The following is a 17,118-nucleotide window of genomic DNA, read 5'->3' as shown; positions in this document are numbered from 1 at the left end:
AGCACCTCCTCCGGTGCCCTACTCTCTTCTCGGGGGAATCTGGGGTTTCACTTTCATGTCCAAGGGGGGACATCGCAGCATGACGAAGAGACGACTGTTCACGCGGCTGGGGGTCGTGGGCACTCTGCTCGCCGGTGCGCTGGTGGTGGCGTTCGCGCCGCCCGCGCAGAGCATCGAGGCCTCGCTCTCGGCGACCAACAGCTCGGCCTGGCAGACCAACGCCAGCGTCCAGGGCATCGCCGTCGCGGCCGGGAAGGCGTACGCCGGCGGCCGCTTCACCAGCGTCCGCCCGCCGGGCGCCGCCGCCGGGACCGGTGAGGTCGGCCAGGCGTACCTGGCCGCGTTCGACGCGACGACCGGCGCACTGGTCACCTCGTTCAACCCGGTGCTGAACGGCCAGGTCTACGCCGTGGCCGCCTCGGCCGACGGCTCGCGGATCTTCGTCGGGGGCGACTTCACCACCGTCAACGGCCAGACCCGGAACCGGATCGCCGCCTTCGACACCGCCACCGGCGCACTGGTCACGAACTGGAAGCCGTCCGTGTCCTACCGCGTCAAGACCATCGCGGTCTCCGGTACGACGGTCTACTTCGGCGGCTCGTTCGGCCTGGTCAACAACCTGACCCGCAACCGGCTCGCCGCGGTCACCACCGACACCGGCACGCTGTTGCCGTGGGCGCCGAGCGTGAACGGCGACGTGTACGCCGTCGACGCTGCCGACGACGCGTCCAAGGTGTACGCCGGCGGCCAGTTCAGCACCGTCAACGGCACGAACCAGAACACCGTGACGAGCCTCGACCCGGTGAGCGGCGCAGTACTGCCCTTCCCGGGCGCCTCCGCCGTACCGCCGCCGAACGGGTCCTGCACGACCCGGGTGAAGTCGATCGACGCGAGCGGCGACACCGTGTACTTCGGCAACGGCGGTGACGGCGGCGGGTGCTTCGACGGCACCTGGGCGGTCGACATCGCGACCAACACGCTCAAGTGGAAGAACCAGTGCCTCGGCGCGACCGAGGCGGTCAAGGTCGTCAACGGCTGGCTGTACAAGGGCTCGCACGCGCACGACTGCGCCAACCAGGGCGCCGGCGGCTTCCCGCAGGGCTTCGACTACCGGTTCCTGCTCAGCGAAAAGCTGACCGACGGCTCGCTCGGCCCGTGGTACCCGAACACCGACGCGGACCCGAACAGCGTGACCAACGTCGGTCCGCTGGCGTTCGCGACCGGCGGCAACGATCTGTGGGTCGGCGGCGACTTCCTGCACGTCAACGGGGTCGCCCAGCAGGGCCTGACCCACTTCACCAACGCTGCCCCGGGCGCGGCACCGGCCAAGCCGGCCAAACTGCTCCCGTACAGCGTCCAGCCGGGCGTCGTGGAGATCCACTTCCCGACGGTGGTCGACAACGACGACAGCACGCTGACCTACCGGCTGCTGAAGGGCTTCAGCAACACCACGATCGCGACCTGGACGGCCAAGTCGACGCCGTGGGACCGGCCGTGGCTGAGCTACACCGACACCTCGTCGGCACCGGGTGAGTCCACCAACTACCGCGTCGAGGTCACCGACGGCAGTACGACGATCCGCGGCAACTACTCCGATCCGATCACGGTCGCGTCGACCGCGTCGACGGCGTACGACCAGATCATCAACGCGGACGGGCCGCAGGCGTACTGGCGACTCGGCGAAGCGGTCGGGACGACGACCTCGGTCGACTCCTCCGGTCAGAGCAACAACGGCACGTTCACCGGCGTGACGCTGGGCGGCGCGGGTGCGATCGCGGGCAACACGGCGATGACGACCAGCACGACCACCGGCCGGATGGTCAGCGAGAAGGGGTACAGCTTCCCGCAGCAGTTCACGGTCGAGGCCTGGGTGAAGCAGAGCGGTGTCGGCCGCGGCGGCCGGATCATCGGCTTCGGCAACGGGAAGACCCAGAGCAGCGCGATCAACGACCGGATGCTGTACATGCGGACCAACGGCTCGATCGTCTTCGGTGTGAGCGACGGCGCGCAGCGCACCCTGACCAGCCCGTCCGGCAAGAACGACGGTCTGTGGCATCACGTCGTCGGCACCTACGACAACGGGATGATGAAGCTGTACGTCGACGGCGTCCTCAGCGGCAGCGCACTGGTCGGCCAGGCGTCGTTGTACTACGGCTGGTGGCGGGTCGGCTACGACGTCACGAACTCGTGGCCGGGCGGCGGGGCGACCCAGACCGGGATGGGGATCGACGAGGCCGCTGTGTACCCGTACGCGCTAACTCCCGTACAGGTCCAGAACCACTACGCAGCAAAGTGAAAACCCGGCTTTCTGCAAGGTTTGGCACAAACCTATAACGCGGTTGGGAGGCCCGCTTCCGGTGGGCCTCCCACAGCGGTAATGTCCGCCGCTGGTGCGTGATGAGGCACGCGCTGTACGGCCCCCGCCTGTGTAAGGACATAAATGAAGAAGTTAGTGCTGGCCCTTGTCACCGCAGCGGCTGTCGTGGCCGCGGCGTTGATTCCCTCGGGACCGCCGGTGGAGGCGGCGACTCCGGGCTTCGCATCCGCCGTATCCGCCATCAAGCAGACGTCGTGGCAGACCAACAACAGCGTCAACGCGCTGGCTGTCTCCGGGAACACCGTGTTCGCCGGCGGTCTGTTCACCAGGCTTCGGCAGCCGGGCAAGGCCTCGGGCCAGGCGCCGGAGACCCAGCGCAGCTACGTCGCCGCGTTCAACCGCAGTACGGGGGCACCGACAGCGTTCGCACCGGTCCTGAACGGCCCGGTCTATGCGATCGCCACCAGTCCGGACGGCAAGTGGGTGGTGATCGGCGGGGACTTCACCACCGTGAACGGCATCCGGCGCAGCAAGATCGCGATGTTCTCGATCGCCACCGGCAAGCTGGTCTCGGCCTGGGACCCGGTGGTCGCGGCCCGGGTGAAGGCGCTGGCCATCTACGGCAACAGCGTGTTCATCGGCGGCGCGTTCGGGAAGATCGACGGCGCGGTCCGCAACCGGCTCGGCGCGGTCCGGCTGATCCAGGGCGACCTACTGCCGTGGAACCCGAACGCCAACAACGACGTGTACGCGATCGACGTGTCCGACAACGGCACCCGGGTGTTCGTCGGCGGCCCGTTCAGCACGATCAACGGCAAGGACCACTACTCGCTGGCGATGCTGAACAACACCACCGGCGCGGCCTTCGCGTTCCCGGCCGCGGCGGCGATCCCGAAGCCGACCGCCACCTGCACCACGCGGGTCAAGGACATCGACACGCTCGGCGACAAGGTGTTCGTCTCGAACGGCGGTGACGGCGGCGGCTGCTACGACGGCGTCCTGGCCGCACAGGTCTCGACCGGCAAGCTGTTGTGGCAGAACAAGTGCCTGGGCGCGACCGAGGCGATCAAGGCGATCGGCAACTGGGTCTACAAGGGCTCGCACGCGCACGACTGCTCGTCGTCGCCCAACGGCTTCTCCAACGGCAGCGGGACGCACTACCTGCTGGTCGAGAGCGCGATCAACGGCAACCTCGGGCCGTGGTTCCCGAACACCGACGCGAACCTGAAGAGCACCACGAAGGTCGGTCCGCTGGCGATGGCCGGCGGCGACACCGACCTGTGGATCGGCGGCGACTTCCTGCACGTGAACGGCCAGCTCCAGGTCGGCATTGCCCGGTTCACGAACGCGGCCGGCGGCGCGGCTCCCGCCGTACCGAAGGCGCCGACGCTGAGTGCGACGACGTCCGGCCGGGTGTACGTGACGTACTCCGACGTGTACGACCTGGACAACCTGACGCTCACCTACAACGTGTTCCGCGGTTCGCTGAACGTCGGGTCGAACGCCTACACGTCGTACTTCTGGCAGCCGCGGAAGTCCTACCAGGTGGTGGATCGCGGCCTGAAGCGCGGCTCGACGTACTCGTACCACATCGAGGTGCACGACGGGCGGAACATCATGAAGGGCGCTAGCGCGAGCGTGAAGATCCCTTAACCATCTCGGGGTCAACCTCTCAGCTGGTGGGTTGGCCCCCCAGATTCTCGCGGACGAACCCACCAGCTGAGGGGTCAACCCGCGGTGGCGCGCCAGAGGGTCACGCGGTACGGCGGGAGCGGGCGAAGGCGGCGCGGATGTCTGCGGCGGTGCGTTCGGGGCGGTCCAGGTCGGACCAGATCACTCGGACCACCTCGAACCCGAGCGCACGGAGCCGGTCCTCGCGGTGCTTCTCCTGCACCAGAACGCTTCCCGGTGCTCCGGTGTACTTCACCAGCCCGTCGAACTCGACGATGGTGTTGAACGCCGCGAACACGAAGTCGACTCTTCCGATGATCCCGTCGGCGTCCCGGTAGACGGCCTGGGGCAGTGGGGCGGGCAGGCCCTGGTTGTGCATCAGCACCCGCAAGCGCGACTCGCCGACCGACTCCGTGCGTGCATCAGCGAAACGGAGCGCGGCACGGGCCGTCGCGCTTCCGGGCCAGAACGCCGTGAGGTCAAGAAGTCTGCGGAGATCCTGATCGTCGATCAGCTCGGCGTGCATCGCCGCGTCGGCGAGGACCACGGCCTTCTCGAAGGACGTCGTACAGGCGGTTTCGACCAAGGCCCGCGGCAAGGTCGTGGCCGGCAGACCTCCGCGCTCCGTGAGATCGTCGGACGTCAGTGTGCCTCGGTGGAAACGCACGCCCGCGACGGGTCCGCTGTGCCTGCGTACGTCCAGGCGGTTCAGGTGAACCTCCGCGAGGTCGATCGCCCACAGCGGTGTGCCGTGCAGGACAAGAGCGGACTGGTGGCTGACGGCAACGCTCCCGGGTCGCATCGCATTCATCGCGGCGTGCACCGACAGTCGATGCCGGGCGAGGTCCTCGTCCCAGGGCGCGAGCCCGCTCAGATCCAGCGGTTCGGCGTACTGCCCGTACCGCACGCGCACCCAGCGTCCGGCCCGTAGCCGGTCGCGAATTCCCTGCGACGTGTACCCGCAGGCGAGCGCCTGCGCACGGCTGAAGACACCGCCTTGTCTCCCAGCCAGCCCGGCCAGTAGCGCATTCATCCGCCAAGCATCCCGGATCATCCTCGCCCCTCACCACGCAGATCCGTCCCCCTGTGGATACCCGCCGCACACCATCTCAGGGGCCGCCCCCTGAGATGTTGGCTTGACCCCTGAGATTCTCGCGGCCGAACCCAGCTGGTGCGGGGTTGACCCCTGAGATTGCGAATGGCGAAGCGCGGGGTGGGCGGGGTGGGGTGGGCGGGGTGGGGTCGACGGGGAGGTGTGAGGTGGGGTTAGGTAGCGCGGCGATGGGCGGCGATGGCTCGGTGCGCCTCGTTCCACCACAGCAGCAAGGTGGTGAACGAGGCGCCGGCCAGCCCCCACGCCGCGCCCTTCGGGCCCCACAAGAAGGCGCCGCCGATACCGCAGGTGATCAGGATGACCGACGAGATCAGGCGGACCCGCAGGCCGCGAGTGGCCGCGGTGAGGGCTCGCATGATGGCGAAGGCACCGGCGTTCGAGGCACCGAGCGCCTGCAGCAGGATGACCGGGATCAGGACGCTGTGAGCCTGCGTCCACACACCCGGTCCGAGCAGTTCGCGGCCGACGACGGCCGGTAGCAACAGGAAGACACCGCCCCAGGCGAGTGCACCAGCCCCGACGCCGAACGAGATGGCCAGGCCGACGAGCCACAGCCGGCGGTACGAGTGCTTGAGGGCGCGGGCCGCCTCGGGCACGGAGATCATCCGGATGCCCTGGTTCAGCACGTTGACCGGGCCGAGCAGGACCTGGGCGCCGCGGATACCCGCGGTGGCCACCAGCCCCGCGGCGGCGGTGATGCCGAGCATGTAGACCTGGATCGTGCCCGATACCGCGAGCATCTCCCCGACGTACTTCGGGCTCAGGTCCCAGTTCCGTTTCACCCATTCGCGGATCAGCTGTCTGCGTGGCGACACGCCGGCCTGGAAGCGGCCCGCGATCGCGGCGATGACCGCACCGAGCCCCCAGCCGAACGTGAGGCTGAACGCGGACGTCGTACCGGTCAGGTAGAGGCCGCCGAAGATCGCCAGCATGGCCAGCAACCAGATCAGGTCGTTGACGAACGCCTTGTTGCCCTCGCCCACCACGAAGAACGCCCAACGCCACGCGTCCTGCAGCAGGAGACCCGGCATTGTCACCGCGAAGGCGATCAGCACACCCTTCGACGGGACACCCGGGAACGCCGCGATCGCCAACGCGACGAGCATCGCCAGGAAACCGGTCAGCAGCGCGGTTGCCGTGCTCGCCCGGACGGCGCGCTGCCAGTCGGGGGTGCGCTCACCGGAGTACCGGACCGCGAGCGGCTCGGTGGCGACCGCGCGGGACACGTTCAGCGCGATCGTGTAGCCGCCGAACGCGAGCGCGTAGACGCCGAAGTCGGCGACCGTGCTCGAGCGCGCGACGACGACCCCGACCGCGAGGTTGCTGAGGCTGGACAACGCCTGATCGGCCAGACCCCAACTGGCGCGACCGGCCGGCCCGGCCAGCCGACGCAACTTCGGCCGCCGGAACTTCACCGGCTCACTCTAGAGCGGACGTGGCGGATGGCGGAGGATGCCCAGGAGGAAACGCGGGATGCCCAGCACATAACGCTTCCACAGCCTGCGCGGCTCCTTGTAGAGCCGGTAACTCCACTCCAGCCCGGCGCGCTGCATCCACAGCGGAGCGCGGTCCAGCCGGCCGGTGTGGAAGTCGAACGCCGCGCCGACGCCGATCAGGATCGACGCGTTCAGCCGGTCACGGTGGTCGGCCATCCAGCGCTCCTGCTTCGGCGCGCCGAGCCCGACCCAGATGATGTCCGGTCGCGCCTCGTTCATCCGGGCGACCACGGCGGCGTCCTCGGCCTCGGTCAGCGGCCGGTACGGCGGGCACTCGGTGCCGACGACCTTCAAGGCCGGGTGACGCTCCTGGAAGACCTCCCGCAGTTCCTCGGCCACACCCTCGGCACCGCCGTAGAAGTACTGCGTCCAGCCGCGCTCGGCGGCCTCCGCCATCACCCGCTCGAGCAGGTCCGGACCGGCGACCCGGTCCATCTGCTCGAACCCGGCCTTGTGACCCGCCCAGACCAGCGGCATGCCGTCCGGCACCGTCAGCCCGGCGGTGTTGTAGACCTCGGTCAGCCGCGCGTCGGCGCGGGCGTGCAGCAGCGCGTTCATGTCCGTGACGCAGACCAGCTCGCGGGCGCCGTGGTCGATCCAGCCGGCGAACGTGTCGACGGTGTGATCCGGATTGGTGATGCTGACATGGATGCCCAGGACATCGACCCGGTCGGCTGTCGTGGTTGCCGCGGTCTGCATATCGGTCATCAGTCAGTCCTCCGGGGTCAGCGCGGCGAGATCCGCGTCGACCATGATCTGAACCAGCTCCGGCACGTGCACCTGGGCCTTCCAGCCCAGCTCGGTCATGGCTTTGGACGCGTCCCCGATCAACGAGTCGACCTCGGTCGGGCGGACGTACCGCGCGTCGTAGTCGACATACTCCTCCCAGTCCAGCCCGACATGGTCGAAGGCGCGCGCGACGAAATCCTTGACCGAGTACGACGTACCGGTCGCGATCACGTAGTCGGCCGGGGTGTCGTGCTGCAGCATCCGCCACATGCCTTCGACGTACTCCGGGGCGTAGCCCCAGTCCCGGCAGGCGTCGAGGTTGCCGAGGTAGAGGCGGTCCTGCCGGCCGAGCTTGATCGCGGCGACCGCACGGGTGATCTTCCGGGTCACGAACGTCTCGCCGCGGCGCGGCGACTCGTGGTTGAACAGAATCCCGTTGACCGCGAACATGTCGTACGCCTCGCGGTAGTTCCGGGTCATCCAGTAGCCGTAGAGCTTCGCGGCGCCGTACGGCGAGCGCGGGTAGAACGGGGTGTCCTCGTTCTGCGGTGGGGGCGTCGCGCCGAACATCTCCGAGCTCGACGCCTGGTAGAAGCGGCAGTCCAGCCCGATCATCCGGATCGCCTCGAGCAGCCGCGTCGTGCCCATCCCGGTGGTGTCGCCGGTGTACTCCGGCTCGTCGAAGCTCACCCGCACGTGCGACTGCGCGGCCAGGTGGTAGACCTCCGACGGCTGGATCGACGCCAGCAGCGTGACGAGCCGCGAGCCGTCGGTCAGATCGCCGTAGTGCAGGAACAGCCGCTTGTCCTCGGCGTGCGGATCCTCGTACAGGTGGTCGATCCGCTTGGTGTTGAACGTCGACGCGCGCCGGATCAGGCCGTGCACCTCGTAGCCCTTGGCAAGCAGCAGCTCGGCCAGGTACGAGCCGTCCTGGCCGGTGATGCCGGTAACGAAGGCTTTTCTCATGAGTGGTTCTCCACATACCAGCGGTAGGTGGCGGCCACACCGTCTTCGAGGTCGATGGACGGCTTCCAGCCCAGCGCCAGCAGCCTGCTCACGTCGAGCAGCTTGCGCGGGGTGCCGTCCGGTTTGGACAGATCGTTGCTCAAGGCACCGGTGTAACCGACGACCCGGGCGACCAGCTCGGCCAGCTCGCGGATCGACACGTCGGTGCCGACGCCGACGTTGATCGGCTCGGGCGCGTCGTACTGCTCGAGCAGGTGCAGGCATGCGTCGGCCAGGTCGTCGACGTGCAGGAACTCGCGCCGCGGCGTACCGCTCCCCCACAGCACGACCTCTTCGGCACCGGCGGCCTTGGCCTCGTGGAAGCGGCGGATCAGCGCCGGCAGGACATGCGACGTCGCCGGGTCGAAGTTGTCGTTCGGCCCGTAGAGGTTGGTCGGCATCGCCGAGATCCAGCGCAGACCGTGCTGCCGGCGGACCGCCTGGACCTGCATGATGCCGGCGATCTTGGCGATCGCGTACGCGTCGTTGGTCGGCTCGAGCTCACCGGTCAGCAGGCTCGACTCGCGGATCGGCTGCTCGGCGTACTTCGGGTAGATGCACGACGACCCGAGGAACAACAGCCGCGGCGTGCGTACGTCGAGGGCCGCGTCCATCAGGTTGACCTGGATCCGCAGGTTGTCACTGAGGAACTCGGTCGGGTGATCGCGGTTGGCCAGGATGCCGCCGACCCGCGCCGCGGCATCGATGACCACAGCCGGCTCGTGCTCGCGCAGGAACGCGAAAGTCGCGTCACGGTCCCGCAGGTCCAGCTCCGAGGACGACGCGCCGATCAGGTTCGTGTGGCCGGCGGCCTCGAGCCGTCGCCAGATCGCGGAACCGACGAGTCCGCGATGGCCTGCCACGTACACGGGCGCTTGAAGATCCATCAGTACGCTCCCGCGCCGTACGCCACCGCGCGCACGGTCTTCCAGAGGATCAGCAGGTCCAGAGTCATCGACCAGTTGTCGACGTACCGCAGGTCGAGGCGGACCGACTCGTCCCAGGACAGGTCGCTGCGGCCGCTGACCTGCCACAGGCCGGTCATGCCCGGCTTGACCAGCATCCGCCGCGAGTCGTCGGCGGCGTACAGCGCGACCTCTTCGGCCAGTGGCGGCCGCGGCCCGACCAGCGACATGTCGCCGCGCAGCACGTTGAACAGCTGCGGCAGCTCGTCGAGCGAGAACCGCCGGATCCACCGGCCGAGCGGCGTCATCCGCGGGTCGTCCCGCATCTTGAAGATCACGCCGTTGCCGTCGCTCAACGCATACAGATCACCGAGCCGCTGCTCGGCGTCGGAGTACATGCTGCGGAACTTGAGCATGGTGAACTCGACGCCCCCGCGGCCGATCCGCTGCTGCCGGAACAGCACCGGACCCGGGCTGGACACCTTGACCGCGAGCGCGAGGCCGATCAGCAACGGCGACAGGACGGCGATGAAGCCGAGGGCAACGGTCCGGTCGAAGACGGCCTTCATCAGGTGCGGCCCGCCGCTGACGGACGGGCGCTCCAGGTGCAGCAGCGACAGACCGGCGACCGGGCGGACCGAGATCCGCGGGCCCGCCACCTCGATGATGCCCGGCGAGACGATCAGCTCGATGCCGCGCTGCTCCAGCGCCCACGACAGGCGGCGCAGCGACTGGCCGACGAGCTCCGGATCGGTCGAGATGGCAACCACATCGACCGCATGCCGGTCGGCGGCGGCCAGAATGTCCGGCTCGTCCAGTTCGTCGGGTTGCATGTGCCCATGGCCGTCGCCGCGCGGCCGGCAGGTCGCCACTACGCGGTATCCGTCGGTCGGGCGCTTCTCCAGGTGCTCACACAGCGTCGCGGCCGGGCCACTTCGCCCGACCACGAGAACCCTGTGCATGCAACGACCTCTGACCCGGTGCCGGTGCAGGTCCTTCCGCAGCGCGTAGCGCAGCAGCAGCGCGGAGATCACCATCACCGGAATCGCCAGCACCACGAAGCCGCGGGCGATCTCGGTCTTGGTCACGTACGACGTCATGGCGACCGCGGCCGTGACGCCGACGCCGGAACGCATCAGCGAGCGGAACTCGTCCGGCCCGGCGCCGAAGTACCGCGGGTCGTAGCCCTTCGACAACGCGACGACGCCGACCCACGCGGGCGGCAGCAGACTGCTCACGACGAGATAGCTCGGACCGACGTGGTAGCCGAACCTGGTCAGCAGGGCGATCGAGACGCCGAGCATCGCGGCCAGCAGGTCACCACCGACAGCGGCCCAGCGGTAGACACCGACCCAGCGCGGCTCGGTCGAGCGCGACGGCAGCGGGACGATCGCCGGGACCTCATGCGGCACAACCCAGAGCGGTCCGTGCCCGTCCATCCGGCCGGGCGCCTCAGCTCCGCTCACACCAGTCCTTCGGTCTCACGTTGCGGCCACTCGGACACGCTCCGTGCCCAGGGCTTCCCGCAGCTAGCCGTCCCCAGAATTCACCCGCCCGTCGGCGGCGAGTCACCGAAGATTACTACGCACCACGGGCCTCGGCGACCACCAGGCCGCGTTCCTTGTGGAGAACTTGCATTGTGAGCCGGGAACCAGTTGCTTCATCACGAAATGATCAAGAGTTCCGCAGGAGTGCACCGTCTGCCGTAGCCGTCAGGGACGGGAGAGCAAGAAGTAGGCGTAACGCTCGTCGACGTCCGTCTTGGGCACGATGTGGACGACCTCGGGGCGTAGACCACATTGCTCGGCCGCAACCCAGAACTCGTCGATCGGATAGGTCGTCATGTCGGCGAGGTGTGCACGATAGCGCCTCCGGCGAGGCAGCGTGCGCCACGACCGCGTGCTGTACTTGATCTGTACCAGTGCAAGCCCACCATCGGCCAGCAGGTCGTGTGCGATGCGCATCAAACGCAACCCGTACTCCTGACTCGGCACGAGTTCGAGTACGTAGATACAGAGGAACAGGTCGCAGCCCGGAGCAATCTTCTGTGCCGCGGCCTCCGGAGCGGCAACCTCGGCCAGCACCGGGACGAACGGGGTGTCACAGACCTCGGCCACCTGTCGCGAACACTCGTCGAGTGTCGCCTGCGCGACGTCGACGCCGATGAATTCCGTGCAGTGCGGAGCGAAGGCCACAGCGTTCGCCCCACCACCGCATCCCCACTCGACCACGCGGCCGAGCTTGTGGTCGCCGACAACAGCGGCCAGTTTGGTGAACAGAGCCAGATGGTCCCGTCCGATGCCCAGCCACGTCGAGTCGTCCACCGGGCTGTCAGCGCGAAAATGCGAGTCGCCCCGCCAGTCGTAGCCCCGTTCCCCCTCCCAGTACTGCTGGGACTCGATGGCGATGCGGGCGTCGTCCGGACCTCGCCTTGTCCATTGTCGTGCCGGCAACCGATCGACCCCGTCCCGAACGAGAGTCTTGGCACTCTGGATCAGGTTCATGATCCCCCCTTTGATTGGCTCAGTAGCTGTCAGACAAACTTCCGGAAGACCGGTTTCACCGCTCGCCCACCCATCCATACGCTCGGGTCTCCGGCCTCGAGTGCCTTGCGATAGACGGTGCATGCCCCAGCCACGACGTCCACGGTCCGGGCGATGTCCTCGTCTGTCAGGGCCGCGCTGACCACGAACGACGGACCGATCACACCGCCGAGGATGAGCTCGCGCAGGAAAAGGGTGCGGTACGGCTGCGACGGCTCCAGGTTCTCGTCGAGCGTCGCGAAGACCATGTTGCTGGGCCGGCCGCGGACGACCACGTGATCCTCGACCCCGGCCGCCGCGGCGGCCGCCCGCACCCCCACGGCGAGCTGCTCGCCAAGCATGTGCAATCGAGCAGCGATGTCTTCCTCGGCGTAGACGTCCATCACCGCAATGGCCGCGGCGAGCGAATGTGTCTCGGCGCCATGGGTGGTGGACAGGAGGAAGACGCGTTCACGGTCGTCTCGCAGACCGCCGCGCTCCATCAGTTCCCGCTTGCCGGCGAGCGCCGACACGGCGAAGCCGTTACCCAGGGCCTTGCCGAACGTGGACAGGTCGGGCGTCACGCCGTACATACCCTGGGCGCCTGCGGGCGAGAAACGAAAGCCGGTGATCGTCTCGTCGAAGATCAGCAGAGCCCCGTGCCGATGCGCAAGGTCGCGTAGCCCCTCGAGATACCCCTCCGGCGGGTCGTGCTGGGTGACGGGCTCGAGGATGAGACAAGCGATCTGCTCCTCGTGCCGGGTGAGCAATTCCTCGGTCGCGACCAGGTCCCCGTACGGGAAGGCCACCGTCAGGTCCGCGATCTGGTCCGGGATCCCGGCCGACATCGGGGTCCGGGCGATGAACCAGTCGTCGATCGAGAAGAACGCATGGTCGGCGCAGACCGCTACCAGCGGGCGGCCCGTCACGGCGCGGGCCAGCTTCACCGCCGCCGTGGTCGCGTCGGAACCGTTCTTGGCGAACTTCACCATCTCCGCCGTCGGCACCGAAGTCAGGAAGCGTTCTGCCGCCGCGAGCTCGACGACACTCGGCCTGACGAAATTGCTGCCACGATCGAGCTCGCTGCGCACCGCGTCCACCACCCGCGGATGCGCGTGTCCGAGGCTGACGGCGCGCAGACCGGATCCGTACTCGACGTACTCGTTGCCGTCGACGTCCCAGACGTGCGCGCCGCGGCCGTGCGAGATCACAGGCGCCATGTCGGCCGGGTACTGGTCCTGGCCCTTCGCGTACGTGTGGGCCCCACCTGGAATGGCCGCGTGCAGTCGCTCGTTGGCCTCGGCCGACTTGCTGAACGACTTGGTCATGACAACCTCGCAGTGGCCAGCGCCAGTGAGGGCGCTGCCTTGTCCCGGTCGGACATCAGGCTGACGGGCAGCGGCCAGGGGATGCCGAGGTCCGGGTCGTCGAAGCGGATCGAGACGTCCTCGTCGGGATTGTGTGCCCGGTCGATCCGATACGACACGTCGGCAGGATCGGTGAGTGCCTGGAAGCCGTGCGCACAACCGGCCGGGACGTAGACGCTGACCTGGTTCTCACCCGTCAGATCGAAGTACTCCGCGTTCCGGTACGTCGGTGATCCCGGGCGAAGGTCGACCACCACATCGAAGACCGCGCCGTACGAGCAGCGAACCAGCTTGGCCTCGCCGGCTCCGGAGCGGACGTGCATTCCGCGGACCACGCCCTTGACCGAGCGAGAGATGCTGTCCTGGACGAATGCGTCGGGATCGAGGCCGGCCTTCTCGACCACCCCGCGGTCGAATGTCCGGCTGAAGAAGCCGCGTTCGTCCACGTGCGGTGATGGCATGAACAGCAGCGCTCCTGCAATCCCCGGTACCTGGATGACGTCCATCGCTAATCCCCCTGTTCGATGTCCACCGCGAGCCGCCGCACCGGATCGGTCCCGAACAGCGCAGCGGACAATGCGTCGAATTGCTGATCGAGTGCAGCGCTGAACTCGGCGTTCCGGGCGCGCATTGCGGGCACCAGCGTGGTTGCCCGCGCCTCGAGCGCGCTGAACTGCTCGATCAACCGCGTCACGTCGAGGCTCTGGATCGACTGCCGGAACTCAGCCAGTCGCATCTGCTCCATCAGGATGTCGCTCTTGGTCCCGTAGCTGATCGAGATCGTCGGCTTCGACAGCTTCAGTGCGGCCACAACGTTGTGGTAACGCGACGCCACCACGATGTCGACTGCGGCCAGCTGGGTCATCAACTCACCGAGCGTCTCGGTGGGCTCGATGACGAGCATGTCCTCGACCAGGGCTGGTCGGGTCCGGCGGAGATCCTCATCCACCGCCTCGACCACCGACCCGTCGCTCGGATCGCCGGTGACGAGTCGGATCCGGTAGCCGTGGTCCACCAACCAGCGGGCGAACTCGACAATCTTCGCGGTGTACGCGGCGTATACCTCGTCCGCTCGGGACCGGTCGGCGTTGGTGCCGTAGTACGTCATCACCCCGAGCCCGACAACCGGTGGCTGCTGCACGGTAGACGTCGGCGCTACGGGCTCCGGCAGCGCGAAGGCCAGGTCGGGATACACGTCGTCCCGGCTGGTATCCACGCCCATCTTCTGCATCGAGTCGCGGGAGTAGTCGTCGCGGTAGGAGCGGAACGACGCCAGTCGCGCCGTGCTGGTGAACAGCCAGCGGAGCGAGCGCTCGTGCGCCACGTTCGCACCCACGTTGACGAACGCGGTCTTGGTGCCGACCAGCTTTGCCGACAGCGCCATCAGGAACTGGGCGTACGGCCAGCCCCACGGTCGCATCCGCAAGGTGGTCTCGAAGACTCCCATGCCGGGAACGATCACGACATCGTACGCGCGGAGAAGCCGGGGCATCCGGACCAGGTCCGCGATCTTGCCGAAAGCCTTGCGCGCCACGGAGTCCAACCTCGAGCGACCCGGGCCGTGTGCCTGGTACCACGTGATCGCGACCGCCGGAATGCCGTACTGCCGCTCGAACTCGTCGGGGCCGGAGCACACACAACTGATCTCGAAGTCCGGATGCCGGGTCCGGAGAAAGGCCAGCAGGGCCTCGAACGAGCCGTGGTTGCCGAGGTTGCCGGACCCTAGCAGGCCGAAGAAGGCGACCCGCACCGCACCTGCGTCGCTCATCTTCAGGAGGCCTTCCCATGGCGCACGACTCCGGCGCTCTCCGGGATCGCGGTCGGCGGCGCGGCGGGCGCGGTGTCCTCGATCCGGCTCCTCGATCGCCGGACCGCGCGATCGGCCAGCCAGCGCGCCAGATGGCCGTAGCACTCCCGCCGGTCGCCTGCCGACAGCGGCGCGCGGCGGATCGCGCCGACGAAGCCGTTGATGTATTCCCCGACCAGCCGGGCGGTCGGATGACGCAGACGGCTCGCGCGTCTCGGCTCCATGTTCGCCGAGCGGGATCGGATCGTCGGCTTGGCCCGCTCAGCCCGGTCCGGGTGGTCCCGGCGGAAGAACAGCAGCTCAGGAACCTGGTGGAACCGCCCGTACAGTGCCAGCTCGGCCACAATGGTCCGGTCCGAGTGGTGATAGCTGCCGTTCAGCGGCGTACGGCGAAGGATGTCGGAGCGCATCACGCCGTAGAAGTCGTCACCACCGACGTCGAACAGCAGACTTCGGAACCGGTCCGGTGCGTGCGGATTGGCGGTGTCCAGCGGATAATCGACCTTCAGCACCACATCGCCGTTGCCGTCGATGATCGCCTGGTGGGCGTGCGCGAGCACCAGATACGGATCCTCGTCCAACGCCTCGATACAGCGATCCAGCAGGTCCCGGCCGTAGAGATCGTCGTACGACGCCCACTTGAAGAGCTCGGTGGAGGCTTGCTCGAAGGTCCAGTTGTGGTTCGGGGTCGCGCCGATGTTCACCGGCTGCCGGTAGTAGCTGATCCGCGGGTCCTTTGCCAGGTATTCCCGGCAGATCTCCTCGGTGCTGTCGGTCGAGGCATTGTCCGAGATGATCAGCTGGAAGTCGCCGTAGCTCTGCCCCAGCAGCGCATCCAGCGACTCCGCCAGGTACTTCTCCCCGTTGTAGACGGGGAGACCGACGCTCAACCGTGGTACGGCGTTCATGTGCTCCTCATTTCCGGCAGCTCCTGCTGGCCGACCGTCTCGATCGGCACGGTGTCCATTTCCGATTCCCATCGCTTGCGCTCGCGAATACCTCTCCGCAGCGTGAACCACCAGACGAAGGTGGCGGAGAACGTCGCGCAGGCGGCACCCCAGGCCGAACCGCGGGCCCCGCCCACCGCACCGCCGACGACGCCGCCGACCAGGTAGAACGAAGAGGCGCAGAGCTGGGCCCGCAGACTGCGCCGGGCGATCCCCAATGCCCGCAGCCCGGCCGTCGCGCCGGTGTTGAAGCCGGCCCATGTCACCGACAAAGTTGCCGGCAGCACCAAAGCCGAAGCGGTCACCCAGACTTCGCCGAGCAATGCATGACCCCACTCGTCGGGCAACGCGAAGAGCAGCAGCAAACCCCAGGCCAGCGCAGCCACCGCCTGCGCGCCGCCGAGCAGCAGGCAGAAGATCGGCAACGCCCGAACGGATCGACGCAGGACCCGAGCAGCCTCCGGCACCGCGACCAGGCCGACACCGGAGAGCACGATGAAGAACGGCCCCAGCAGCATCTCCGCGCCGCGCACAGTACCGACCGCGGCGACCCCGGCGAAGGCGCCGAGCCCGTACATCCGCAGCTGATAGGCGCCGCTCAGTGTGAGGTTCTCGGTCAGGTACCTCAGACCGAGATCGCGGTGGTCCCGCAGCCAGTACCGTGCCCGCGACACCCTTGGCAGGATGCCCGCCTGCACTCCGCTCACCAGCGCGGCGAAGATTCCGGCGCCACCCCAGGCCAGTACGAATCTCGTCACGCTCGCGTCGTGCGACGCCAAGTACAGCAGCGGAACCAGGGCGAGCGCCCAGGTGATGTCGCTGATGAACGCCTTGCCACCCTGGCCCGACGCGAAGAACGCGAATCGCCAACTGTCCTGCAACATCAGCCCGGGCAGAACGACGCCCAGTGCGATGAAGGCCGCGCCGGTGTGGCCGCCGAGCGCTGCGCCGACGGCGGCACAGATCGCTCCGCACGCGACACCGACGACGATCGCCATCCCCGACGAGCTTGCGACCGCCGTGCGCCAGATCTTGCGCTCGACGCCGCTGAAGCGAACCGCCAGCGGATCCGTCGCCAGACCACGCGAGATGTTGACCACCACGCCGTACGTCACCCAGGCCAGGCTGAACGCGCCGAACTCGAGCGCTCCGAGCGAACGGGCGACGACGATGCCCACGATGAAGCTCACCAGACTGGTCACGGCCTGGTCAGCTAGCCCCCAGGTGAGCCGGCGCAG

14 protein-coding genes are annotated in these 17,118 nt (G+C 68.0%); 2 read left to right on the top strand and 12 right to left on the bottom strand.

Annotation, left to right across the window (positions count from 1 at the left end):
- Positions 1–79: 79 nt before the first annotated feature.
- Together OHA10_RS25615 and OHA10_RS25610 are read left to right on the top strand one after the other, a co-directional pair.
- On the top strand, positions 80–2,296 hold the full coding sequence (locus OHA10_RS25615; RefSeq protein ID WP_371401300.1) for a LamG-like jellyroll fold domain-containing protein: 2,217 nt from the start codon (positions 80–82) through the stop codon (positions 2,294–2,296).
- Between the two features lie 144 nt (positions 2,297–2,440).
- A complete protein-coding gene (locus tag OHA10_RS25610) occupies positions 2,441–3,970 on the top strand; it encodes a fibronectin type III domain-containing protein (protein ID WP_371401299.1) in 1,530 nt (509 codons plus the stop codon).
- 100 nt (positions 3,971–4,070) lie between these two features.
- Here the strand turns inward: OHA10_RS25610 and OHA10_RS25605 are convergent, their stop codons facing one another.
- The 12 genes from OHA10_RS25605 to OHA10_RS25550 all read right to left on the bottom strand — a co-directional run bounded on the left by OHA10_RS25605 (position 4,071) and on the right by OHA10_RS25550 (position 17,082).
- The gene (locus tag OHA10_RS25605) at positions 4,071–5,021 is read right to left on the bottom strand and encodes a type IV toxin-antitoxin system AbiEi family antitoxin domain-containing protein (RefSeq protein WP_371401298.1); all 951 of its coding nucleotides are present in this window, start codon (positions 5,019–5,021) and stop codon (positions 4,071–4,073) included.
- A 233-nt stretch (positions 5,022–5,254) separates the two neighbouring features.
- The gene (locus OHA10_RS25600) at positions 5,255–6,517 is read right to left on the bottom strand and encodes a hypothetical protein (protein ID WP_371401297.1); all 1,263 of its coding nucleotides are present in this window, start codon (positions 6,515–6,517) and stop codon (positions 5,255–5,257) included.
- 9 nt (positions 6,518–6,526) lie between these two features.
- Positions 6,527–7,306 (bottom strand): WecB/TagA/CpsF family glycosyltransferase, encoded by a 780-nt coding sequence (locus OHA10_RS25595; RefSeq protein WP_371401296.1) that lies wholly within the window; start codon positions 7,304–7,306, stop codon positions 6,527–6,529.
- A 3-nt stretch (positions 7,307–7,309) separates the two neighbouring features.
- On the bottom strand, positions 7,310–8,293 hold the full coding sequence (gene gmd, locus OHA10_RS25590) for a GDP-mannose 4,6-dehydratase (RefSeq protein ID WP_371401295.1): 984 nt from the start codon (positions 8,291–8,293) through the stop codon (positions 7,310–7,312).
- Complete coding sequence (locus OHA10_RS25585) at positions 8,290–9,219, bottom strand: GDP-L-fucose synthase family protein (RefSeq protein WP_371401294.1); 930 nt, start codon at positions 9,217–9,219, stop codon at positions 8,290–8,292. The genes gmd and OHA10_RS25585 overlap by 4 nt, the downstream gene beginning before the upstream one ends.
- A complete protein-coding gene (locus OHA10_RS25580) occupies positions 9,219–10,703 on the bottom strand; it encodes a sugar transferase (RefSeq protein WP_371401293.1) in 1,485 nt (494 codons plus the stop codon). Before OHA10_RS25580 ends, OHA10_RS25585 begins: the two co-directional genes overlap by 1 nt.
- A 246-nt stretch (positions 10,704–10,949) precedes the next feature.
- Positions 10,950–11,741: a class I SAM-dependent methyltransferase gene (locus OHA10_RS25575; RefSeq protein WP_371401292.1), complete on the bottom strand. Its 792-nt coding sequence runs from the start codon at positions 11,739–11,741 to the stop codon at positions 10,950–10,952.
- A gap of 29 nt (positions 11,742–11,770) precedes the next feature.
- Positions 11,771–13,087, bottom strand: coding sequence for a glutamate-1-semialdehyde 2,1-aminomutase (locus OHA10_RS25570; protein ID WP_371401291.1), 1,317 nt, complete (start codon positions 13,085–13,087; stop codon positions 11,771–11,773).
- The gene (locus OHA10_RS25565) at positions 13,084–13,632 is read right to left on the bottom strand and encodes a dTDP-4-dehydrorhamnose 3,5-epimerase family protein (RefSeq protein WP_371401290.1); all 549 of its coding nucleotides are present in this window, start codon (positions 13,630–13,632) and stop codon (positions 13,084–13,086) included. The genes OHA10_RS25570 and OHA10_RS25565 overlap by 4 nt, the downstream gene beginning before the upstream one ends.
- A gap of 2 nt (positions 13,633–13,634) precedes the next feature.
- Positions 13,635–14,894, bottom strand: coding sequence for a polysaccharide pyruvyl transferase family protein (locus tag OHA10_RS25560; protein ID WP_371401289.1), 1,260 nt, complete (start codon positions 14,892–14,894; stop codon positions 13,635–13,637).
- A 2-nt stretch (positions 14,895–14,896) separates the two neighbouring features.
- Positions 14,897–15,841, bottom strand: a complete 945-nt coding sequence (locus OHA10_RS25555) for a glycosyltransferase family 2 protein (protein ID WP_371401288.1) — start codon at positions 15,839–15,841, stop codon at positions 14,897–14,899.
- The gene (locus tag OHA10_RS25550; protein ID WP_371401287.1) at positions 15,838–17,082 is read right to left on the bottom strand and encodes a hypothetical protein; all 1,245 of its coding nucleotides are present in this window, start codon (positions 17,080–17,082) and stop codon (positions 15,838–15,840) included. Before OHA10_RS25550 ends, OHA10_RS25555 begins: the two co-directional genes overlap by 4 nt.
- Positions 17,083–17,118 lie beyond the last annotated feature (36 nt).

It is taken from the genome of Kribbella sp. NBC_00662 (assembly GCF_041430295.1).
Taxonomy (GTDB): Bacteria; Actinomycetota; Actinomycetes; order Propionibacteriales; family Kribbellaceae; genus Kribbella.
The sequence above is the reverse complement of the archived record's forward strand: the minus strand, read 5'-3'. Positions and strand labels throughout refer to the sequence as shown.

What these genes read in the sequence shown, in the direction of transcription:
- OHA10_RS25605 (WP_371401298.1), bottom strand. Translation starts at nt 5,021, where the DNA reads ATGAATGCGCTACTGGCCGGGCTGGCTGGGAGACAAGGCGGTGTCTTC.
- OHA10_RS25570 (WP_371401291.1), bottom strand. Translation starts at nt 13,087, where the DNA reads ATGACCAAGTCGTTCAGCAAGTCGGCCGAGGCCAACGAGCGACTGCAC.
- OHA10_RS25555 (WP_371401288.1), bottom strand. Translation starts at nt 15,841, where the DNA reads ATGAACGCCGTACCACGGTTGAGCGTCGGTCTCCCCGTCTACAACGGG.
- OHA10_RS25565 (WP_371401290.1), bottom strand. Translation starts at nt 13,632, where the DNA reads ATGGACGTCATCCAGGTACCGGGGATTGCAGGAGCGCTGCTGTTCATG.
- OHA10_RS25615 (WP_371401300.1), top strand. Translation starts at nt 80, where the DNA reads ATGACGAAGAGACGACTGTTCACGCGGCTGGGGGTCGTGGGCACTCTG.
- OHA10_RS25575 (WP_371401292.1), bottom strand. Translation starts at nt 11,741, where the DNA reads ATGAACCTGATCCAGAGTGCCAAGACTCTCGTTCGGGACGGGGTCGAT.
- gmd (WP_371401295.1), bottom strand. Translation starts at nt 8,293, where the DNA reads ATGAGAAAAGCCTTCGTTACCGGCATCACCGGCCAGGACGGCTCGTAC.
- OHA10_RS25560 (WP_371401289.1), bottom strand. Translation starts at nt 14,894, where the DNA reads ATGAGCGACGCAGGTGCGGTGCGGGTCGCCTTCTTCGGCCTGCTAGGG.
- OHA10_RS25595 (WP_371401296.1), bottom strand. Translation starts at nt 7,306, where the DNA reads ATGACCGATATGCAGACCGCGGCAACCACGACAGCCGACCGGGTCGAT.
- OHA10_RS25585 (WP_371401294.1), bottom strand. Translation starts at nt 9,219, where the DNA reads ATGGATCTTCAAGCGCCCGTGTACGTGGCAGGCCATCGCGGACTCGTC.
- OHA10_RS25610 (WP_371401299.1), top strand. Translation starts at nt 2,441, where the DNA reads ATGAAGAAGTTAGTGCTGGCCCTTGTCACCGCAGCGGCTGTCGTGGCC.